This window comes from Vibrio sp. B7, assembly GCF_963888765.1.
Classification (GTDB): Bacteria; Pseudomonadota; Gammaproteobacteria; order Enterobacterales; family Vibrionaceae; genus Vibrio; species Vibrio anguillarum.
This window is the reverse complement of sequence record NZ_CAWPKR010000035.1, coordinates 165,193-186,397: the sequence shown is the minus strand read 5'-3', so window position 1 is coordinate 186,397 and position 21,205 is coordinate 165,193. Positions and strand designations below refer to the sequence as shown.

Here is a 21,205-nt window from a genome sequence, read left to right as displayed (position 1 = left end):
CTCTCAACTCAAGCAGGCATCATATTCCTGACAACGATAAGCCTCAAGTAAAAAGATCTAAATGCTCTTACCACTTTAGCTAATGAGAAGCGTAAAATATTTCTTTGCTTTGTATATCAAAGTAAATTTTGTTGGCTAACTTGCGGCCACCACAATACACAAAATAAACCTCACGTTCTTGATATTTGAGTGACTTTACCCAACCACCAAGCTCTTCAAAATCTTCTGGTACGCAGGTTTCATTTTTCAGCAACTCATCGGTTTTCTGCACAAAAGCCGTTTCATAGAGTTTAAAATCATCCGAATTCGCAATGTACTGCGTGACCGTTTTACGGCGCTCCTCTGCCGTGATCAGCGGGGCTTGCTCCACTAAACCATCCAGAGGTATCCACTCCGCGACTTCCGGCCCGTTTTCCTCATAGACAAAATAATCGGTAATGCGGCCAAAACCTGCTTTGCGCTCCAAGATTTTAACCTTATCACCACGGTATAGAACTCGCTCAACAAACGCTTGTGCATCGGGCTTTTCTCTTACTCCGAGCCTTGCTAAATCGACATATAAATCATTAACGAGCGGTTTTGGTGGCAAGGCCGTTTTAGGAGCCGTCTCAGTAGTTGGCACTTGTTCTTCATCGTTCGAACTCGACGAATCGGCCTGCAGTGCTTCTTGCTCGGGAAGATAATAAAGAAAGTAATAGCCAGCGCCTGCGCCCGCCAGCCCAAGCAGCAATAATAGAAACATCAGCATTTTTTTCATCTTGCTGCCCATTCCTTTCTTGTTGTGCGCAACCTTGTTCGGCGCGGCACGCTTTAATTGTTCGTTAATTATAGTTGAAATCTCCGAATGTCATTTTTACTCACTATTCGAACCCATAGCGATACTAACGACAGCCTAATCCTGAACTTGATGCTATGCGTCAATCTTCTGCAAAATCAGTCCCTTTTATTGGGTGAAGCTCCCACTATCATCATGAACCATATCATTATCAAGTTCATGAATCGTACCGATACGACAGCGCTTACCAGCTATTTGGCTCCTTTTAAAACAGGAGCCTTTTTTCTTAGATATGCCTAATCACAATCAAGCCACATTCCACCACTTTAACCAAACATCAACACATCACCATGTTGAAGCACTTCTAATTTAGGACCGAGTAAATGGATGGTACCCGGCAATTCTGGGGTTCGCTGACCGTCAAACTTAAGTGTTACATGCCCAAGCTCCGCAAGATTTTGGTTCGCCACACTGCCGACTGCCGTCACAACAAAACCGAGATCCCCAATTAATAAAGTGGTGTTGTGGTCAATCAATCCATACAACGAAGATCCAGAGTGTATGAAGCAATATTCCTTCACCGCATCAGGGGCGCTCGGGCCGAATAAAATCACCATATCATCATGCAGTGAGTCTTTAGCATAATCGCCAGCGGACAAAATCGTCGTTTGATACTGAAGCATATGCCCTCACTGATAAATGAAGAATGAGATAAGCCAAGCAATCAGCACCGTTGGCGCACCTGTAAGAAAACGAGAGTAAAGTACCGAAGGCACACCGACCTGTACCGTTTCGGGCTTAGCGTCTGCAAGGCCAAGCCCTACAGGGATGAAATCACAAGCAGCTTGAGCATTTATGGCAAACAAAGCGGGTAATGCTAAGTGCGGTGGGATATTTCCCATACCGATCTGAGTCCCGATAAGTACACCGATCACTTGCGCAATCACCGCACCTGGTCCAAGAAAGGGTGACAGAAACGGAAATGAACAGATCAAGGCAATCGTCAGTAAACCGATCGGGTTCCCTGCTAATGGCTCCAAAGTATGAGCAATTAAATCACCTAACCCAGACGCGAGAATAACCCCAATCAACATTGAAACAAACGCCATAAAAGGCAGAATGGTTTTAAGTACGGTATCAATGGTTTCACGCCCAGCCTGATTAAAGGTCGCCATCACCGAGCCCATACCGATCCCCACTTTAGCCAGTAAGCTATCTGTTTGTTGGCTAAGCTTCTTCGTCGTGTCAATGGATTGGGGCTGAGATAGGATTGGCTCACAAAACGTAGTTTTGTGATCATCTACCAAGGAAAAACAACCACTGCGTATGCCAGATGCATAAATATCTTCCTGAATATATTGTGCCAAAGGGCCACTTTGGCCTGTAGCATGGATATTTAATGTCGGAATACCTTTTTGGGGATAAAGCCCACAACGCAATGTGCCACCACAGTCAATCACTACACAAGCGACTCGTTCATCGGGAACAAAATGTTCAAAGCCGTTAACCGCTTGCATGCCCGTCAACGCCACCATCTCATCAATAAAATGGGGACGAGTCCCTGCTGTGATGTAGATGATCTTCTTGTCAACCTCAACCGGAATGAATAGCGGGCCACCCCATCCACCCTGCCCTCGGTTTACTTTCAATACCGTCATCATTTTTCCTCAACCACGTTAAGATCGACTTTATCACTGAATACTACACCTTGTTGTCTAGCCACAAACATAGTCGTCATATCGGTTACCCAACCGCGTAAAAAGTTGGTCACTAAGCCAACCAGCAAATAGGAAATAGCGAGAGGACCGAGCGATAAGCCCTGTTGAGTGATCCCAGCGGCAATGCCTAGATAAATAAACAATTCACTAGGATTTACATGAGGGAACATACCATTCATGGTGTGGCAACTGTAGGAGGCAGAGGCATAATAAGAAGGTTTGTACTTTTCAGGTAAGAAACGCCCTAGGCTGAGCACCATGGGATTACAAAAAACAAAGGTTCCTACTGTCGGCAAGAGCAAATAGCGAGATATAGGATTAGACGCACTTTTCTGAGCTAACACTTCTATGCGCTGTTGGCCAATAAAACGGATCAGCGCATTCATGGCAACTAATAAACAGATCAGCACTGGGAGTACTTGTGCCACCATTTCGCTAAACACTTCACCGCCTTTCTCAAACAGACCAATAAACCATTCCGCTCCCTCGATTATCCAATCCATACCTTCGGCTCTTAAATTATGTGGGGATAGTTGGAGTGTTTCCGTTATTGATATATTGAAAAAGAGGCAAAAGAGAAAAGCGTGAATTCAATCACCGATAACTTTTATTTTAAAAGTAAAAAATTGAAATCGGCGACAAAATAAAAAGAAAGCCAACTGGCCTCCTTTCATAAATGGGGTTTATGGAGTGACTTAGGAGCCAACGGTGATCACTTGGATACCTTTCTCTTCCAAATACGTCCGATCCTCTGCTGCGATAAGGTTATCTGTGACAACTATATCGATTTTATCTAGCGGAACCACCACGTTAGGACTACGACGGCCAAACTTACTTGAATCGGTCACGACAATGATCTGATTGGCTGCTTGGCACATCGCCTGGCTGACTTGATACGCTTCGTTGTAGGTTGTTGTTCCCTGCGCGAGGTCAAAACCATCAGCACCAATAAAGAGTTTATCGAAAGAAAACTGTTTAAATGCTTGCTCTGCCAGCGTGCCATGGAAAGACGCTGATTTTCGGCGATACGTTCCGCCCGGAACCAATACAGTATGTTCCGCATCCAAATTCGCTACTGCGTTGACGATGTGAATACTGTTCGTCATCAATGTCAGTGACATCACCTGTTCAAAATGCGGCACCATCTGCAGTGTGGTACTGCCACAGTCCAGAATGATCGAATCCCCATCCTTGACCAGTTGTGAAGCGGCTTTAGCGATTAAGCATTTACGTTCAAGGTTCACCGTCTGCTTTTCATCCATCGAACGGTCTTCCAAAATGACGCTATTAGCGATACAAGCTTCAGCTGCTCCGTAACGGCGAATAACAAGCCCTTCTTCCTCTAACGAACGTAAATCACTGCGTATTGTAGCTCCTGATGTTTCAAAGGTATCGGCCAGATCATTCACTGACGTTTTCCCATTAACACGCAGATAATCCAGCAACTGCGCTCTTCTGTTATCTAAATTCATAGCATCAACTTCATTATTAAACTGATAGCAGTTTACAACAGTTCCCTTTCAACTTAAAAGTAAAAGGGGGAACATTCTTTCATTACTGCCTAGAAATTGCGACGTTTAACGCTTCTTGAACATTAGAATCCAGTTGAAATATGAGTGATTCAGGGATAGGTAGTGATTGACCAATGAGTTGATCTAGTGTCTTTGGTCTAGCAAATACAGAAATACCCTTCATCACTTGGGCATCTACAACATGCTGATCTTCATCTTCAACCAACACCAGTACGGTACGCGGTTTCCATCGGCTTTGGGTGCGGCCTATCTTGACTTTCCCTTTATGAGTCATAGATTGAAGCACCCGATTAAAAGATCGAATCTGCAAATAACCTAAGACGATCTGTATCATCCAAGCTCCTGCAGCAAAATAAATAAGTACCGTTGTTGAGTCCATCTCATACCTCTTGTCAAAAAGGGGCAAGCATAACGCCTGCCCAATATAAGCTGCCCTTATTCTAGGAGCATAGGGCTTAATCCATGGGGGATGGATTAGAACATTACCTGACCACCCGTGATATTGATCGATTGACCAGTACAATAGGCGGCTTCATCGCTGGCGTAAAACTTCAGTACATTAAGAACATCCTGATATTCACATCCTGCCTTAAGTGGTACTTTATCGATATAAATCTGTTCAACCTCTGATTCCGGTACACCCAATTTTTTCGCATACTGAGGTAGCAGTGATTGGAACATAGGGCTTTTCAACAAGTTACCCAACATCAAAGAATGCACCGTGATTTTGTGTTCCGCTAAATCTAACGCAAGTGACTGAGTCAGACCAACCCCACCAAATTTGGCCGCTGAGTAACCACTGTTATGCTTTGAACCCACTTTACCCGACTTTGAGTTGATCTGAATAATGCGCCCACCACGTTGTTCACGAATCATTACTTTTGATACTTCTCGTGCACAGAGGAAATACCCCGTTAGGTTTACGTCAATCGATAGCTGCCAAGCAGTCAGTGGAAAACCGTCAATCTTGCCAGCCTGAGCCACACCAGCGCTGTAAACCAGCAGATCAATCCTTCCAAAAAATTCATCTATTTGCCTAACCATATTCACTACACTTTGCTCTTTGGTGGCATCTACCTCCACACCCAGTGCTGTAGCCTGACCGTATTCTTGATTAATTCTATTAGCCACCTTTTCAGCACTGCAACCATTTAAATCGGCGACCGCAACTCGGTAACCTTCATTAGCCAAACCTAAGCACAGAAATTCACCTAGAGTCTGACCACCACCAACCACTAACGCAACTTTACTCATAACTTACACCTTACTTAGAGGGTGCCCCATCGTAGGCATAGAGCACCCATACTGACTATTAATTTAAAAAGACAATTTCATCACCGCAGCGCACTTGCTGAGGTCGATCACCATTGACATGAAGACAACCCGGATATTCAGCTTCAACTAAGGCATCAAACCGTATGGTAATGTGCCCAAGTTCTGCAAGGTTTTGATTGACCACCTCACCAACCGCTGTAATCGGATACTGATACCTTCCCAATTGCATCACACCACCGGGTTTGATATTCCCCTTGAGTGCGTCATGCGAGTGGATGAAGCAATACTCTGCCGCATCTTTTGGGGCAATATTACTGAAGATGATCATCATATCGTCTTCCAACGCACTATTGGCAAACTCACCAATGCTCTCGATCTTGACTTGATATAGTGGCGACATTGCTCACCTCCTATTGATAGATAAATAGAGACACAAACCAAGCCAGTAGAACGGTAGGTGCGCCAGTAAGGAAGCGTGAATACAGTACCGAAGGAACACCTATTTCAACGGTTCTCGGCTTCGCTTCTGCCATACCCAACCCAACCGGGATGAAATCACAAGCCGCTTGAGCATTGATGGCAAATAAAGCGGGCAACGCGAGATGTGGTGGTATATTGCCAAGACCAATTTGGGTGCCGACTAAAACACCAATAACTTGAGCGATAACCGCTCCGGGGCCAAGGAATGGAGAAAGCAGCGGGAACGAGCAGATCAACGCGAGCGTTACTAACCCTAGTGGATTTTGCGCCAAAGGCGTCAATACATGCGCGATCACATCGCCCAAACCAGAGGCAATGATCACCCCAATCAGCATGGAGACGAATGCCATAAACGGCAAAATCGTTTTCAAAATGGTATCAATGGCTTCACGCCCAGCTTGGTAGAAGGTCGCCATCACCGACCCCATCCCAATGCCGATCCGAGCCAACAAGCTGTCACTTTGCTGAGTTAGTTTTTTACTCGTATCGTATTTGTTTGTCGCCAGACTCTCGTTAGAGAGTTCATCTCTTAGTGGTGGTTGCATTGATCCACCCTCGCTGCCTACTAGTTGAATGTCACGCTCACGCACACCCGATACATAAATATCTTCAGTGATGAATTCAGCCAGTGGTCCACTTTTACCCGTAGCGTGAATATTAACTGTCGGTATCCGTTTTTTGGGATACAAACCGCAGCGCAATGTTCCACCACAGTCGATGACCGCTACGCCAATGTCTTCATCGGGCACACTAGTTTTAAAACCATCAACCGCTTCATAACCGGTAAGCTCAACAATACGGTCGACAATTGCAGGGCGAGTACCACCCGTAATGTAAAACACCTTTTTATCGGCTTCGATCGGCAACTCCAATGGGCCACCCCAACCGCCACTACCTTTCTGTATACGTAATACTTTCGTCATTTTTATTGCCCCATTAACCTACGTGAACCTGACGCTCTAACTGAACACCCTGTTGACGTTCAACCATAGTTGTAGTGAAGTCAGTGACCCACCCACGGAAGAAATTAGTCACCATACCAACCAACAAATAGCTAACCGCAAGAGGTCCAAGCGGCAGACCGAGCGTTGTCAGGCCACTAGTAATACCTAGATAGACAAACAACTCACCAGGGTTAATGTGCGGAAACAAACCATTCATCGAGTGACAGCTATATGAAGCCGCCGCGTAATAGGAAGGTTTATAACGTTCAGGTAAAAAACGACCGAGACTCAATGTCATCGGGTTACAGAAAATGAAGGTGCCGATAACTGGCAATATCAAATAGCGAGAGATCGGATTGCCAGCACTACTCTGTGCCAGTTTCTCCACTCGTTCTTGACCCACCAATCGGATAAGCGCATTCATCGCCACCAGCAGTGCAATTAGTAAAGGTAAAATACCGGTTACCATCCCCGTAAACACCTCTCCTCCTTTTTGAAATAGTCCGATAAACCATTCCGCTCCGTGAATTATCCATTCCATAATCAAACCTCATTGTTGTTATTGGCTTAGTGTCAAAGTACGTATTTATACTTCCACTTTACATTTCAAATTAAAATAATTGGCTTTCATTTTAATGACGATGATCACGAAATAATTTTCACAACGAAAACAATAACAACGAAATAACAAGGGATGAACACGAATTAACAACCAAGAGGCATCACCCATTCCTGAGCGACTTTAAACACTAAAAATCAATAACCCCAAAACCCAAGCAAAACATAACTTATTGTATTTTATAGACATTAAATACAATAAGCTTTTATTAGGCCGTATTCGACAGGTATTATCTGACCGTAAAAACGCCACGACTCATCAGTGTCATGATTAAAATAACTACAGACAATCCTTAAAGCAGTTTAATCAGAGCCACGCACTATTTTTCAAACCAAAAGAAACAATAGAAATATCACAAGCCTGCTTTCAGTATAAAAATCCATAAAGCAGGCTGTAAGCGCTACTGAATCACGCTTTACATTTTTTGAGACGGTGGCTCGATATCAAACAGGAAGAATCCGAGAGCAAGAAAGAGTTTTGGTAGGGAAATTGATTAAAAATTTAAACTGGCCTTAACCTCTCATTGACACTACCTCAACTCGTTTTTGTCACTCTGCACACCACCAATAAAGGTGATAACAAAAAGAGGATGGACTATGGTGTTTAGCGAAGAGGATCGCCAAGCCTTATACAATGTATGGATGTCACAAAAGGCTAAAATGCATTTGACTCAGATGGAGATGGCTAAGCGACTTAACCTTACTCAACTTGAGTTCTCACATCTTTTACGAGGGGATAGCTCTTTATCGATGACGTTTATCAGTCAATTCTGTCGTCATCTACATATTGAGCCGCACAGGGTACTACCGAGTTTGAAACAGACCGCCACCAGCGAGGTAAAAGCGATCTGTTTAAAAAACCGAATAAGTGTTGATGGTGATATCCAGCATGTTTCTATAGAAGGTAATCAAGTGATCATTGAATACATTCATTATGCCTAATTATTGCGCTACAGCGACTTGTTCTTGCACTAACTGCTCAGAGCGGTAATTTTCACCGGCTAATATATCGTAATGAATCACAGTGTCGTTATTAAATTTCGAGAAATCGTAGTAGACGGTGTAGGCGTTTGATTCTGGTTCCTTGGTTTTAATTATATCATTTACGAAATAAAAACAAGTCATAGCTCCTGACCATCTATCTTTGCTTGCCCATTGCCAAATTTTGGCATTACATTCCTTTGCTTGTACGATTGAATTAATATCAATCGCCTTATCATAGCTATTTGTTGGAGAATAAATTCGCAATTCAGCAAAACCATTTTCATCAAAATCGTTGTACACATGAATAGAAACATCTCTTAAGGCAACCGTACACTGATTACTATCTACTACTGATTTATAAGGTAAACGCAATTCATAGCGGTTTGGTTCGTCTGAAAAATCATAGGTATATTTTTTATCAATTTTCCCTCCCTTGTGCGCTTTACGGCCAAACATATCATAGGAATAGGTTTTACATTCATCGCCCATTACCCAAAATGCAGCCCATGCAACTATGTGAGTATCGGTTGGTTTTTTACCTGTGATCGTAATATAGGATTCATCAGGTTCATCACCCCAAATATTCGGTTGAGAAGTCTGGTAATAGTCATACCCAAGGAAAAATAATGCGATGAATAGTACAACAATTGATATTCGCTTTTTCCTATTGGTATTAGTGATAAATTTCACTCTTGCGGCCCTTTCTCTTTATCTAACGGCTCAGAGCGGTAATTCTCACCGGCTAATATATCGTAATTAATAACGGTGTCATTATTGAATTTCGAGAAATCGTAATAGACGGTGTAAGCGTTAAACTCTTCATCTTTAGTCTTTTTCTTTCCATCGACATAAAAATGACAACCAATGGCCCCTGCCCACTCTTTTCTTACACTTTTAAATATATCACTATTGCAATTATCTGCTGTAATCAATGAGTTTAGCTCAACCTCTCGATTGTAATATTCTCTGCCTGCCGGAGAAAATCGCAACTGAGCAAAGCCTACAGTATCAAAATCATTGTGAGCTTGTATGGAAAAGTCTCTTAATTCCACTATACAATTTTGTGAGTTCTTATACGTTTGGTAAGGAATTCTAAATTCAAAATTTGAACCATCTTTAGCAAAATCATGCGTAATTTTCTGACTTATCTTTCCTCCTTTATGAGCTTTTTGACCAAATAAATCGTAGGAATAAGCCTCACACTCATCTCCTGTCACCCAAAAATGAGTCCAAACTTCTAAATAAGCATCTATAGGCTTTTTGCCTGATATAGTAATATAGGACTCATCAGGTTCATCACCCCAAATATTCGGTTGAGAAGTCTGGTCATAATCATACCCAAGGAAAAATAATGCGATGAATAGTACAATAATTAATATTCGCTTTTTCATTGTGAGGTTATTCAATAACTTCATTGTAGTTGATCCTTAATTTCATCAGGCAATGTTTTTTGCGCTATTAATAACTTCGCTAGTGGTAAGCGCTGAGGGTCAAAGACTATCTGCTTGAGCTCTCCTCTTATTTTATTGCGATTTTCTATTAGTTTATTTATAGAATTCATCTCATTCATCAAACGTCCAATGCTCAACGCTGGTGTAGCATTTCCTAAAGATTCAGCCCAAGTTTGTTTAACGGTGAGATAATTTTTCTGTAAAGTAGCAATTTCTTGATCGAGAGCTGATATCGCTTGCTGGTAATGCACCATTAAACTTTCATTACTTAAAGAATACATTTGTTGCCACAAATTAGGGATATAATATTCCATTCCATGCTCTGCAATTGAAGCGTCGGATAAGCTATTTACCAAAGTAACAGAATCATTACTGGCTAATTTTGCCAGATCTAGCATAGTGATTTGTGTTTGCCTTGGCGTCAGTAAAATCTGGTCAGAATCATTATAAGTTAATAACTGCGATAAATGACCATGGTGGAGATAATTATCATCGTCGTTATCGGTAAGCATTTTTTTAATCAATGTTATACCACTACTAAATACATCCCATTTATCTAGCCCCTCTGTAAGATCGGTATTTGCCCATGTCATGGGGATTTGAGCAACCAAATCATGGTTATTAACATGACGATAATGCAGAATATTCTGATACCGAGTAACAAAACTGCGCGTTCCTGTACGTGGCATTCCATATGTATATAAACGCAATACTGGGGGATGATAGCTATCTTTAATCAATGCGCTTAGAAGTAATGCACCAGCGCCCCCTAAGCTATGGCCACAACAGTAGAATTTTTTTATTTTATGTAGTCCTAGATCTTTCTCCATCAAAGATAACAAAGCCATCGTATATTGGTAAAACCCCCGATGGATATACGTTCCACCAAACTCTTCGGGGGCGATTTGCGCAGCATCAAGGTCCGTTATAATAAGGTCTTTCATTCCTGGTGAATCGGTAGCACTTTCTATCTTATCCGCAATCACAACCGCCATACCTGAAGCCGCTTTTATAATTTTAAATTTCGTGTTGTCAACAGGTGGTTTCTTACTCTGGAAATAAGGCTCTGTACCTCTCACACCTATAATCGCCAATTCATCGTTAAAGATGATGTAACCTTCACTGCCAACATCATCCTCAGCATAATATTGAGCACTTAAAGCTCTGCTGTATGGTATCTCTTCTAGTAGCCATTTCGCCTGTAAATCCCCAGAATAAGTTGGTCTTTCTTTGCGCTTTAACTGAGAAATTACCGTACTAATCGCACCCTGATTATCTGTTGTCTTACCATCATCCCTATTAAAATCGTTAGTCGCATAAGCCAATTTCGATAACAACGCAAAGGTATAACTATTCACCAAACTAAATTCATCGGTATCAATAATCACTGGCATATAACTGCGCAGTGCTTTGATTTCGAAAACGTAACTTTGGTTGTGGCTAAGGCTGAACCCTGCTTTTTCCGCAGAGGCATTGGTATCTATCCCTTTATGATGCTCTTGCAAAAACTCATCTTGAGGGGCTTCATCCCAAAAATCACCTATGGTGGTGCTGTGATACCGTTTCGGGCTTTGCTCAGCAGCATCACGCTCTGCCGATGCGCGGGTTTTCACTGGCGACTCTTGCCCTTCTTTACGGCTGGCGTACTTTTCAACTTCGCTTAACAAAGAGGCTTGGCTGACGGAAGCGCGCCATTCACCTGCGGCAATATTTGCAAATAATACTTTACCGGCGCTGGTGGTTTGCGTGTGTGTGTTGGAGGTAATTTTGTTCGTAATAGTGACGGCAAGGCCATCAATCGGTTCATCGTTTTCACTCATGAACTCCAGTTCCAACCAGTTTTTCTCGGGGTTGCACTGCACGCAATGGTTAAATGAATCCATGATTATCCCTCATGTTGTAATTGACGACTTAAGGCATGCAGAGCGTATTTAATCTCTTCATTTTGATTGTCTTTGATCAGTTCTATCATGCTAGGCTGAGCCAAGTATTCGTTGCCCATGATCGCCGCGATGGCCGCGCTCATCACACGATACGTTAAGGTTTGCTCAGCAGCAGAGAGAAACGGTGTGAGCATGGAAGCGATATCACGCCCTTGGGTTAAGTGCTGGTCCATTGCCTTGGGGAAATGCTGCCATAACCAAGATTCAAGGTTAGCTTTTAACAAAGGTAAGTTCTCTTGTTTATCAAGATGATGCGCTTTTATTACCCACCAAGAGCCTTGCTGAGCATTAAATGGCGCGTGCGAGGTGTTGTTAAACGTGACTAAGTGGCCTTGATCTCGATCGTGGCCTTGGTCTCCATCACCTAATGCAGCCAATTGATTGATATTGCCCAAAAACTGGTTCACTTCTGATTGGTCCATTCGCGCTAACATAGCAATAATGACCGACCTATCGTAAAAGCGAAACATCACTTCCTCGCCCTCTAATCCGGCAATTAATAAACTGCGAAGATGCTGCAAAACTTCATCACCCACGGCATGACTTGACAGCCCAATACCCTGTTCAAGTAACGCTTCAGGGAGCGATAATACCGATTCAGAAACAGGGATTAACCATGGAGAGAGTGCCATCACCTCAGTAAACATTGCACCATAAAACAGAGGCACGGCTTCTTCAAATCCAAAGCCCCCATTTTGCTGTAAGGCCTGCTTATGAAGCTTGCGATCAACTAACCAATAGCGATGATTTTGCTGCTGTTGAAACCAAGAGAGGATCATGACGGTTTCCCCTGCGTAGAGCATAATCTTACGGCTGGCATATGGGCTTGCTCTGCGTTTAATAACGCTTGGTAAGAAATGGTTCGAAGAGCGGCTGGCATGGTTTGGTCCTTTTTCGTGAATCGCATCGCATAATGTAATGCCTCACTAAGCAAAAGCAATGCCAGTGTTAAATTATTATATTTCAATAGGTTAACTTTATCGTTTGACTACTTGAGCAATAAATTGCTCCGCTGGGCAAAAACTTGCTTAACCAAGCACGATCTGACCGAATTTTTGCTCGGTTCAGTGCTCTCTCACCGACAAGAGATGTAACTGCACGAGCGTCGTCAATCCTAAGCCATCTCATCATTGACAGAACACGTAAAGTTCACCGCACAGCTTAGATTCCAGCCTCGCCAATTAAATGTTAACATCATCACATCTAAAACTGCGGTGGTTATCAGTAAACCTTGTTGATGATTCTCATAAACATCAATAAAAACTCTCTTCCTCCACCAGCAGAATTTTTACATTAAAAGGCAGTTTTCAAATGGTTAACAACACAATTCAATGGTTTCCGGGACACATGCATAAAGCACGTAAGGAGATCGAAGAGGTCATTCCGCAAGTTGATGTGATTATCGAAGTGTTGGACGCTCGTATCCCGTTTAGCAGCGAGAATCCACTTATCTCCCATTTGCGTGGTAATAAACCGTGTGTGAAGGTACTCAATAAACGTGACCTAGCAGACCCAGAAATGACGCAATTGTGGATCGACCATTTTGAGAAAGAACAAGGGGTGAAAGCAATGGCGGTAACCACGTCTAACCCTCAAGAAGTGCATAAAATCATGGAGCTTTGCCGTAAGTTGGCACCACATCGTGAAGAAGTGGGGAAAAATATTCGCACCATGATCATGGGCATCCCGAACGTCGGTAAATCAACCATCATCAATACGTTAGCCGGTCGCGCTGTGGCTCAAACAGGTAACCAACCCGCCGTTACTCGCCGCCAACAACGTATCAATTTGCAAAATGGCATTGTGCTGTCCGATACTCCGGGAATTTTATGGCCTAAAGTGGAAAACCCACACAGTGGTTTTCGCCTAGCCGCAACGGGGGCAGTAAAAGATACTGCAATGGAATATGAGGATGTAGCCTTTTATACTGTTGAGTATTTAGCGCAAGCTTATCCTGAGCGTTTGCAAAAGCGTTATCAAATCGATGAGCTACCTCAATCTGATGTGGAATGGATGGAAGAAATTGGCCGCAAACGTGGTGCTCTGCGCCCCGGTGGCCGTATTGATCTGCACAAAGCGTCGGAGATCCTGCTGCATGAATTACGCCAAGGTATTCTCGGCCAAATTACTCTTGAACGCCCTGAAATGATCACCAAAGAGTTAGTGGAAGTGGAAGAACGAACGGCTAGAGAAGCCGAGGAAAAAGCAGCCAAAAAAGTAGAGCGTCGTAAACGTTATTTGCGTAATAAGCGCTAAATTCCTCTCGGATCCCTTCTACGCTACACCTCATTTCTACTATTACCATCAGGGCGGTCAATGATCGCCCTTTTCATCAAAACAGACAACTGCATGCTGTTTGCTATTTCTAACTGACATTATCATGACAAATCAATACAGGTTTTTATGCGCTACTTCTATAGCATGAAGGAACCTTCTGATGACACTCAAGTCATACCACCATTGTTTATTTTCTCCTTGATATGGAATTGTTCATGAAAAAGCGTTGGGCCATCGCGGTAATTAGCGCCGCCTTAATCTGCGGGGGCTATTACCTAACTACCAATAGCAATGAATCTCTCTCGGCTTTCCCCACTCTGACGGTCGAACAGGGAAATATTGCCAAACAGGCAATCGCTGTTGGCCAAATCGTGCCAGCTCACTCGGTATCTATAAAATCGCAAATTGAGGGGATTGTCGGTGAAATTTATCATCGGGTCGGTGAACAAGTTACCTTGGGCACGCCTTTGATCAAAGTGCGTCCAAATCCAACACCGCAAGCGTTAACCGACGCAACCACCGCTTTAATGCAAAGTGAGGCGAGCTTAGATTCCGCCAAACAGACGCTGGCAAACTTGCAGCAGTTAGTTGAACAAAAGATTGTGCCGGAAAACTACGGTGAGCTAATCCAAGCAAAATCAGAGCTAAAATCAAAACAAGCCGAAGTGCAACAAAAAAGGCAGAACCTTGAGCTGATCCGCAGCGGTGAAGCATCGGTTGGCGATTCGAAACTCACGTCCACACTCGTCGCCCCCATTGATGGCACCATTTTAAACCTAAAAGTGGAAGTAGGAGAGCCGATCATTTCCACTGCCTCAAGCCAAGCGGCAACTGAAATGATGTCGATTGCCGATATGAATGACATGATTTTCAAAGGCAGTGTCAGTGAACATGATGCGGCGCAACTCGCCTCAGGGATGGCCGTCAACTTAACGTTAGCACCGTATCCAGAAGCAGAAATCAGCGGCGTATTAAGCAAAGTTGCGGTTCAATCTGATAAGTTGAATAACCCTAGTGATACTAAAACGACTAGCTTTGATAATGGATTTGAAGTGGAGATTAACCAGATTCGCTTTCCTGACAATATGGTGATTCGCTCGGGCTTTTCTGCTACCGCACAGATCACATTAAAGAGCGTGGAAAACGTCATCACCATTCCAGAGCGCGCATTACGATTTAGCGGTGAAAAACCTGAAGTCTTGATCCCAGATCAGTCAGAACAAGGTTACCAAGTGCGCGCCGTAACCTTAGGTTTGTCCGATGGCATTAATGTGGAAGTGATTGCGGGTTTATCAGCGGAGGATGTGATCATCGACAACAGTTTATTCGGAGGCAAAGATGACCACTAAGCGCCCTTTTCAACGTAATGCGCTAGCAGCCGCGCTAATGACGTTCTGTGGCGCGGTGACTTTTTCAGCTCACGCCATCACTATTGAACAAGCTTGGCAAGCCGCCAAAGCTTTTGACCCTACTTATTCACAAGCACAGATCCAATCTCAAATCAGTGAAACAGAGGTCCGAAGTACCAAAAGTGCCTTGCTGCCTTCTTTTAGCCTCAGCGCGGATACCTCATGGGATGACGATGGCAACAACACTAAAGGCTATAGTGCCACATTAAGCCAAACCATTTGGGATAGCGCTAATTGGGCACAGCTCGACCAATCTCAAGCAAGCTATGTGGCATCACAATTAAAAGTGAAGACTGCACATAATGAGCTGGCTGCAACATTACTGTATGCCTATCTCGATCTCGCCAGCGCACAAGGCGATCTACAACTTGCTGAGCAAAAGTTCGTAGAAGGTGCAAAACTGCTGAAGATTACCGAGCAGCGCTACAAAGCAGGAAAAATTCGATCAACGGCATTGGAAGACATGCGTGCTAACCACGTCGATGAGCAAGCCGATATACTCAGTGCGCAAGCTGCTCTAGAAGAGAAAAAGTCAGCCCTTATCGCGCTCATCAATCAAGACCCACAGCACATTGACCAAATTAAAACGACCGACCTCATTGAACCGCCAATGCAGGTCAGCAGCGAAACTGAATGGTTAAAGCTTGCGCAGAATAACAGCCCTGAGTTATTGGCTGCCCAGCAGGAAGTCGCCGCTTCTGAATTTGGCCGAGATGCAGCCAAAGCCAAATATTATCCCACCTTATCTGGCAGTGTTTCTTACCAAGACAATGATCAGGGTCGAGATGGGGATCTCAGTACAGGTTTAAGCTTAAAAATTCCGTTGGATTTGAATGGTTCCACGCGCGCCACGGTCGATCAGGCTGCGCTGCAAGTCTTAAGCGCCAAGCAAGTACTGCGCAAGGTAGATATCGAGATTAAACGCAAAATTCAAAGTGGCTTTAACCAAATCCATCTGGATTGGCGACAAGTGGAGATGGCTCAGTTACAAGTCCGCTCACGAGAGCAAGCTTTAAAAAGTAAACAAACCGTTTATGAGTCAGGAATGACTGAAGCTTCTGATTTGATTGACGCCCATAACGCTCTGTTTAACAGTAAAAACAGTCTACAACGGCGATTGTACCAATATTGGAAGCAGCGGATTGGCCTGCTGCAAGCTGCTGGGCAGTTAGATGATGACGTGATCGCTTCGCTCTCTCAGGCTCTGCACTCATGATCTCAAGCCTACAACAAGTCGTGCAAACGCTGCTTGCCCATCGGCTACGCAGCGCCCTCGCGGTCATTGCTATCGTTTGGGGTATTGTGTCGGTTTTAGTGCTCGTTGCCTTAGGTGAAGGATTTTATCGCGTCAATACACAATCTTTCGCGCTGTTAATGAGCGATACACAAATGGCTTTCCCCAGTCAAACCACCAAACCTTGGCAAGGCCTTGCGGCAAGACGAGCGATTACCCTTTCAGAGCCGGAAATGCATGCTTTGGCACAGCACCCAAACATCAGCGCATTATCAGTTATCTACGGAAAATGGGATGCTAAAGTGACGAATGTAAAAGGCCGAATGCTTCCCGGTTACGTCAGCGGGATCGACTCTCAATTTTTAGCATTGCGCAACTTGCAACTGACCGCGGGGTCACGCGGCATTCACGCCAGCGATCAGCAAAACCATTCCCGAATTGCGGTGGTTGGTTGGCAGTTGGCACAAGTTGGTCAGCTATCCATTGGTGATACGATCAAAGTCAATACCATTCCCTTCTCGGTTGTCGGTATTACTCAGCAGCAAGAAGGGGGCATTTCGATAAACAATGAAAACAGCCAAGTGATGATCCCAAGCAGCGCTTTTACTGATCTTTGGCAAAGTGAGCCTGAATTTTTCCTTGTGCAGCCCGCCGCAGGGATACCAGCAGCGGTATTGCGCATGAACATCCTCTCTTTCTTCGCCAAACAGAAACATTTTGATCCGAGCGATACTGAGGCCATAAACCTACCTGACTTCAGTAGCGGCGCTCAGTTTTTCAATGCCTTGTTTCGAGGTATACAGCTGTTCTTAGGGGCAAGTGGAGCGATGACGCTTGCGGTCGGCGCTTTGGGCGTCGCCAATATCATGTTCCTTTCTGTCACGGAAAGAACGCGGGAAATTGGTGTGCGTTTAGCCATTGGCGCAACACCGAAGATCATTTTGCGCCAGTTTATTTTAGAAGGTGGGTTGCTAGTGGCATTAGGTGCAGTGTTCGGAATGCTCCTCTCCTATCTGGTGGTACTATTACTGAATTACATCGGCTTACCTGATTGGCTCGGCGAACCAGTCATCACTGTGCCAGCTCTAGGCTGGTCACTGCTCGTCACCACGTTGTTTGCACTGCTGGCTGCTTATTTCCCAGCAAAGCGTGCCGCCAATCTCACCCCCGTCATCGCCTTAAGTGCGAGGGCTTAATAATGATGTTACCTATCAGGCAAATTTATCAAGAGATGGCGGCCGAAAAACTGCGCTTGCTACTCACTATTTTAGCGGTGGCTTGGGGCACACTTTGCATCGCCACCATGCTCGCAACAGGCGAAGGATTACGCCAAGGGCTGACACGCTCATCACAAAGTGGCAATGGCAATTTACTCTATTTGACCGGGGGGTATGCCAGCCAGACCGCCGGACGCTTTTTTGAAGGGAAAGCCCTCTCTTTGCAAGCAGATGATGTTGAGCTTGTTCGCGCACTGCCCTTTATCCAACGCGCTGAAGTCAGCGCACAATGGGATAAACGCGTCAGCAATCAAGACAATGGCACCTGGCAGCGCCCACTAGCGGTTAACCCAGAATATCAGTCCTTAACTGGTATTGAGATAGCCAAAGGAGGGCGATGGATCAACCCGCTCGATAATCAACAGCAGCGTAAAGTGGTTGTACTCGGTTATAACGCCGCAGTGCAATTGTTCAATTCTGAGGATGGTTGGAGTTGGCTGGAACCCCAGACGCTGAGCATAAACCCCGTCGGTCAATTGATAAAAATAGGTGATGAAAACTTTACCGTTATCGGCGTGATAGCGCAGACAAGTGCAGAGGTAGAACAAGGAACCCCTATTGACTACGCGGTATTTGTGCCTTTTCGCACTTGGCAACGTTTTAACCCCAACGCAGCGATTGCAGCGATCAATGTGCAGCTCAATGCCACGGTTGATCGCGAAAAAGCCGCGCAAGTGGTTAAGCAAGTGATCGCCAGAAAGTACGGTGCCAGTGCTTCAGACACGCAGCTCCTGCAAGTCGAAGACATGCTATTGAGGCAAAAAAGCATGCGCCGTTTCTTATTCGGTCTACAAGGATTTTTGGGCATTATTGGGCTTATTACCCTCGGCGTAGCAGGCATTGGTATTGCCAATGTCATGTACGCCACGGTAAAACGATCCACGCGAGACATCGGTGTACGAATGGCCGTCGGAGCTACGCCCACCACTATCAAACTCCATTATTTAGTGCAAGCCTTGCTCACGATGTCACTTGGCGGTTTAGCTGGCTTAGGATCCACTTACGGGCTGATCACCTTATTAAGATACGCTCCCTTAGAAGGCAATATGCTGTTTGAGCAATTAGGGAAACCCTTACCCGAACTGTCGTTTTCGATTGTCTTTCTTGTGATCGCGGCGCTGGCGATTGTCGGTGTGATTGCCGCGTGGTTTCCCGCCAATCGCGCGGCTAGCATTACGCCATTAGAGGCATTACAAAGTGAATAAACAAAACTTACCGAACCTTGTTCAATTGACCAATATCAGCAAGCACTATCGCAGTGGTGAAGAGTTGGTCAAAGCATTAGACGGCGTTTCGCTATCGATTCAAAAAGGCGAATTTCTCTCTATTCTAGGGCCATCAGGCTCGGGTAAATCAACCTTAATGAATATCCTCGGTTGCTTGGATGTTCCTACATCGGGTGAATATCAGTTGGACGACAAGGCGGTCGCCTCGCTCAGCAGCCATCAATTGGCTCATATTCGTAATCAAAAAATTGGCTTTGTTTTTCAAAGTTTCAACCTGCTCGAATACGCTAATGCTCTCGATAACGTCGCCCTACCCTTGGTCTATCGCGGAGTAAAATTAAAAGAGCGCCGAGCACGTGCAGCAACACTATTAGAAAAAGTGGGGCTTGGCGATCGCATGCAGCATAAACCCAACCAGCTCTCGGGGGGACAAAAGCAGCGGGTGGCGATTGCGCGCGCGTTGGTCAATGATCCGCAAATTATCTTAGCCGACGAACCGACAGGTGCGTTAGATTCAAAATCAGGCGCTGAAATTGAAGCCCTGTTCAATGAGCTTCATCAAGAAGGACGAACGCTTATTGTCGTCACTCACGATCTCGCATTAGCGAAGCGAACTCACAGAATAGTGAATATCAAAGATGGGCAGATTTTATCTGATGAACGCGTTGATCTCGCAACAAGGCAGCCATAAATAGCTCAACGCATTATAAGAAGTTATAAAGTGAACGAGAAAGACGAAGCCGTTCCAGTTCGCCTTTCTTAGTTCATTTTTTCTTTGTTCTTTCTTTGTTGGTTTTTTCTTTGGATCCTATTGAGAGATACCCGCCAATTTCAGCAATACCGCTTCGAGTTGATCCCATGGCATGAACTGTGAGTCAATCACTTCTAAGCGTGATTCAAACCCTTCTAAGCTCATCTCATTCACTGAAACGACTCCTTGGTTGATGTTGAAGGCGTAGCATCCTTTATCGGTATTGACGACCGCCTTAACACGCTCAGCGGTCAGGGCACTCAGCATAGAAAAAAGCTCATCAAAATCAAAATGGTATTCAGCGCCGATTAACCAACCACAACTGAAATAACCTTGGCCCCGATTTTCTTTGCGCACAAACGCTTTACCCGGCTGTAACGCAAACTGTGGTTCTAACGAAGCATGATGATGGTGATGCGCTTCAATATGAGTAGAAGCTGCGCCGTGAAGACGTTCAATATCTAATAATTCTAAAGGCAACTCACCTTGCTTGACTAACTTGCTAAAAATCTTCGCGGGTGATTGATCAGTCACCCAGTCATTAAACGCATCCACATCAGCACTAGTGCATTGATCCACTTTATTGCCAATCACCACATCACCACTGGCCAATTGGTCATTAAAATTTTGGTTGGATGTGTATTTTTCATTACGCAAGTTGCGCGGATCCACTAAAGTGATCGTGGCTTTTAAATCGACATACGGTGCATATTGATCAGAAGTTAAAGTTGCCACCACTTGCTTAGGGTGCCCAAGCCCTGTTGGCTCAATTAATAGACGATCGGGCTTTTGCCTAAGTAAGGCGTTAATTCCAACAGACATAGGAACACCCGCGGTACAGCACATACAGCCGCCCGGTACTTCTTTGATCAGCGCGCCTTGGTCAGACATCATCGCCCCATCAATACCAATTTCTCCAAACTCATTGACCAACACCGCCCACTTTTCATCAGCAGGTTTATTCTTCAATAAATTCAAAATGGCCGTCGTTTTTCCTACACCAAGAAAACCGGTAATAATATTAGTTGGTACTTTTTTTGTCATGTCAGCACTCCTTTTGCGGCAGTATATACCGAAATAAGAAGCCAGTGCATGGTTTACAGGCAACAATGAGCCGAGGTACATAAACGACAAAAGGCGCACTACGGTGAGCGCGCCTTTCCCCTCGTAACTCAATCGTGAGTTCGCGAATCGGGAGGACTATAGATGCAACCCGATCATAAACGAGGACATAGAATTGAAATATTGCTGATTCCATCCAAATTGTAGGTAAGGCTTGAATTCCTCCCTGTACGATATCTGAATCTGCCT

General features: G+C 44.5%; 22 protein-coding genes. 7 read left to right on the top strand and 15 right to left on the bottom strand.

Features of this window, described 5'->3' with window-relative positions:
- Positions 1-79: 79 nt before the first annotated feature.
- From AACV32_RS11825 to srlA (AACV32_RS11780), 10 genes are all read right to left on the bottom strand, one after another.
- The gene (locus AACV32_RS11825) at positions 80-757 is read right to left on the bottom strand and encodes an SH3 domain-containing protein (RefSeq protein ID WP_237333147.1); all 678 of its coding nucleotides are present in this window, start codon (positions 755-757) and stop codon (positions 80-82) included.
- A gap of 344 nt (positions 758-1,101) precedes the next feature.
- The gene (locus AACV32_RS11820) at positions 1,102-1,458 is read right to left on the bottom strand and encodes a PTS glucitol/sorbitol transporter subunit IIA (protein WP_017046963.1); all 357 of its coding nucleotides are present in this window, start codon (positions 1,456-1,458) and stop codon (positions 1,102-1,104) included.
- Between the two features lie 6 nt (positions 1,459-1,464).
- Positions 1,465-2,436 (bottom strand): PTS glucitol/sorbitol transporter subunit IIB, encoded by a 972-nt coding sequence (gene srlE / locus AACV32_RS11815; RefSeq protein WP_272870178.1) that lies wholly within the window; start codon positions 2,434-2,436, stop codon positions 1,465-1,467.
- Positions 2,433-2,996: a PTS glucitol/sorbitol transporter subunit IIC gene (srlA, locus tag AACV32_RS11810; RefSeq protein ID WP_017045367.1), complete on the bottom strand. Its 564-nt coding sequence runs from the start codon at positions 2,994-2,996 to the stop codon at positions 2,433-2,435. The genes srlE (AACV32_RS11815) and srlA (AACV32_RS11810) overlap by 4 nt, the downstream gene beginning before the upstream one ends.
- A 192-nt stretch (positions 2,997-3,188) precedes the next feature.
- A complete protein-coding gene (srlR, locus tag AACV32_RS11805) occupies positions 3,189-3,965 on the bottom strand; it encodes a glucitol operon DNA-binding transcriptional repressor SrlR (protein ID WP_013868510.1) in 777 nt (258 codons plus the stop codon).
- Positions 3,966-4,047: 82 nt separating this feature from the next.
- Complete coding sequence (locus tag AACV32_RS11800) at positions 4,048-4,404, bottom strand: transcriptional regulator GutM (protein WP_170895122.1); 357 nt, start codon at positions 4,402-4,404, stop codon at positions 4,048-4,050.
- 95 nt (positions 4,405-4,499) lie between these two features.
- A complete protein-coding gene (gene srlD / locus AACV32_RS11795; protein ID WP_013868508.1) occupies positions 4,500-5,279 on the bottom strand; it encodes a sorbitol-6-phosphate dehydrogenase in 780 nt (259 codons plus the stop codon).
- A gap of 58 nt (positions 5,280-5,337) precedes the next feature.
- Positions 5,338-5,700: a PTS glucitol/sorbitol transporter subunit IIA gene (locus tag AACV32_RS11790; RefSeq protein ID WP_047688413.1), complete on the bottom strand. Its 363-nt coding sequence runs from the start codon at positions 5,698-5,700 to the stop codon at positions 5,338-5,340.
- A 10-nt stretch (positions 5,701-5,710) separates the two neighbouring features.
- The gene (gene srlE / locus AACV32_RS11785) at positions 5,711-6,703 is read right to left on the bottom strand and encodes a PTS glucitol/sorbitol transporter subunit IIB (protein ID WP_170895123.1); all 993 of its coding nucleotides are present in this window, start codon (positions 6,701-6,703) and stop codon (positions 5,711-5,713) included.
- A 13-nt stretch (positions 6,704-6,716) separates the two neighbouring features.
- Positions 6,717-7,265, bottom strand: a complete 549-nt coding sequence (srlA, locus tag AACV32_RS11780; protein ID WP_212752698.1) for a PTS glucitol/sorbitol transporter subunit IIC — start codon at positions 7,263-7,265, stop codon at positions 6,717-6,719.
- A 674-nt stretch (positions 7,266-7,939) separates the two neighbouring features.
- Between srlA (AACV32_RS11780) and AACV32_RS11775 the strand changes: the two genes are divergently transcribed.
- On the top strand, positions 7,940-8,284 hold the full coding sequence (locus AACV32_RS11775; protein WP_026027796.1) for a helix-turn-helix domain-containing protein: 345 nt from the start codon (positions 7,940-7,942) through the stop codon (positions 8,282-8,284).
- Here the strand turns inward: AACV32_RS11775 and AACV32_RS11770 are convergent, their stop codons facing one another.
- Genes AACV32_RS11770 through AACV32_RS11755 form a run of 4 tightly spaced genes read right to left on the bottom strand, consistent with a single transcriptional unit; the run spans position 8,285 to position 12,523 of the window.
- Positions 8,285-9,016: a hypothetical protein gene (locus tag AACV32_RS11770; protein ID WP_170895124.1), complete on the bottom strand. Its 732-nt coding sequence runs from the start codon at positions 9,014-9,016 to the stop codon at positions 8,285-8,287.
- Complete coding sequence (gene tsiV1 / locus AACV32_RS11765; RefSeq protein ID WP_094144339.1) at positions 9,013-9,741, bottom strand: type VI secretion system immunity protein TsiV1; 729 nt, start codon at positions 9,739-9,741, stop codon at positions 9,013-9,015. Before tsiV1 ends, AACV32_RS11770 begins: the two co-directional genes overlap by 4 nt.
- Positions 9,738-11,660, bottom strand: a complete 1,923-nt coding sequence (locus AACV32_RS11760) for a lipase family protein (RefSeq protein WP_170895125.1) — start codon at positions 11,658-11,660, stop codon at positions 9,738-9,740. The genes tsiV1 and AACV32_RS11760 overlap by 4 nt, the downstream gene beginning before the upstream one ends.
- A gap of 2 nt (positions 11,661-11,662) precedes the next feature.
- Complete coding sequence (locus tag AACV32_RS11755; RefSeq protein ID WP_094147341.1) at positions 11,663-12,523, bottom strand: DUF4123 domain-containing protein; 861 nt, start codon at positions 12,521-12,523, stop codon at positions 11,663-11,665.
- Between the two features lie 508 nt (positions 12,524-13,031).
- Between AACV32_RS11755 and ylqF the strand changes: the two genes are divergently transcribed.
- From ylqF to AACV32_RS11725, 6 genes are all read left to right on the top strand, one after another.
- A complete protein-coding gene (ylqF, locus tag AACV32_RS11750; protein ID WP_170895126.1) occupies positions 13,032-13,976 on the top strand; it encodes a ribosome biogenesis GTPase YlqF in 945 nt (314 codons plus the stop codon).
- A gap of 224 nt (positions 13,977-14,200) precedes the next feature.
- On the top strand, positions 14,201-15,346 hold the full coding sequence (locus tag AACV32_RS11745) for an efflux RND transporter periplasmic adaptor subunit (RefSeq protein WP_170895127.1): 1,146 nt from the start codon (positions 14,201-14,203) through the stop codon (positions 15,344-15,346).
- Complete coding sequence (locus AACV32_RS11740) at positions 15,336-16,622, top strand: TolC family protein (RefSeq protein ID WP_017050028.1); 1,287 nt, start codon at positions 15,336-15,338, stop codon at positions 16,620-16,622. The genes AACV32_RS11745 and AACV32_RS11740 overlap by 11 nt, the downstream gene beginning before the upstream one ends.
- The gene (locus tag AACV32_RS11735; protein ID WP_170895128.1) at positions 16,619-17,836 is read left to right on the top strand and encodes an ABC transporter permease; all 1,218 of its coding nucleotides are present in this window, start codon (positions 16,619-16,621) and stop codon (positions 17,834-17,836) included. Before AACV32_RS11740 ends, AACV32_RS11735 begins: the two co-directional genes overlap by 4 nt.
- A 2-nt stretch (positions 17,837-17,838) precedes the next feature.
- Entirely contained in the window at positions 17,839-19,122 is a 1,284-nt protein-coding gene (locus AACV32_RS11730) for an ABC transporter permease (protein ID WP_170895129.1), read from the top strand.
- Positions 19,115-19,834 carry an ABC transporter ATP-binding protein gene (locus AACV32_RS11725; protein ID WP_170895130.1) on the top strand — a complete coding sequence of 240 codons (720 nt, stop codon included), beginning with the start codon at positions 19,115-19,117 and terminating at the stop codon, positions 19,832-19,834. Before AACV32_RS11730 ends, AACV32_RS11725 begins: the two co-directional genes overlap by 8 nt.
- 117 nt (positions 19,835-19,951) lie before the next feature.
- On the opposite strand, the gene AACV32_RS11720 is transcribed toward AACV32_RS11725, so the two are convergent.
- On the bottom strand, positions 19,952-20,938 hold the full coding sequence (locus AACV32_RS11720; RefSeq protein ID WP_170895131.1) for a CobW family GTP-binding protein: 987 nt from the start codon (positions 20,936-20,938) through the stop codon (positions 19,952-19,954).
- Positions 20,939-21,205 lie beyond the last annotated feature (267 nt).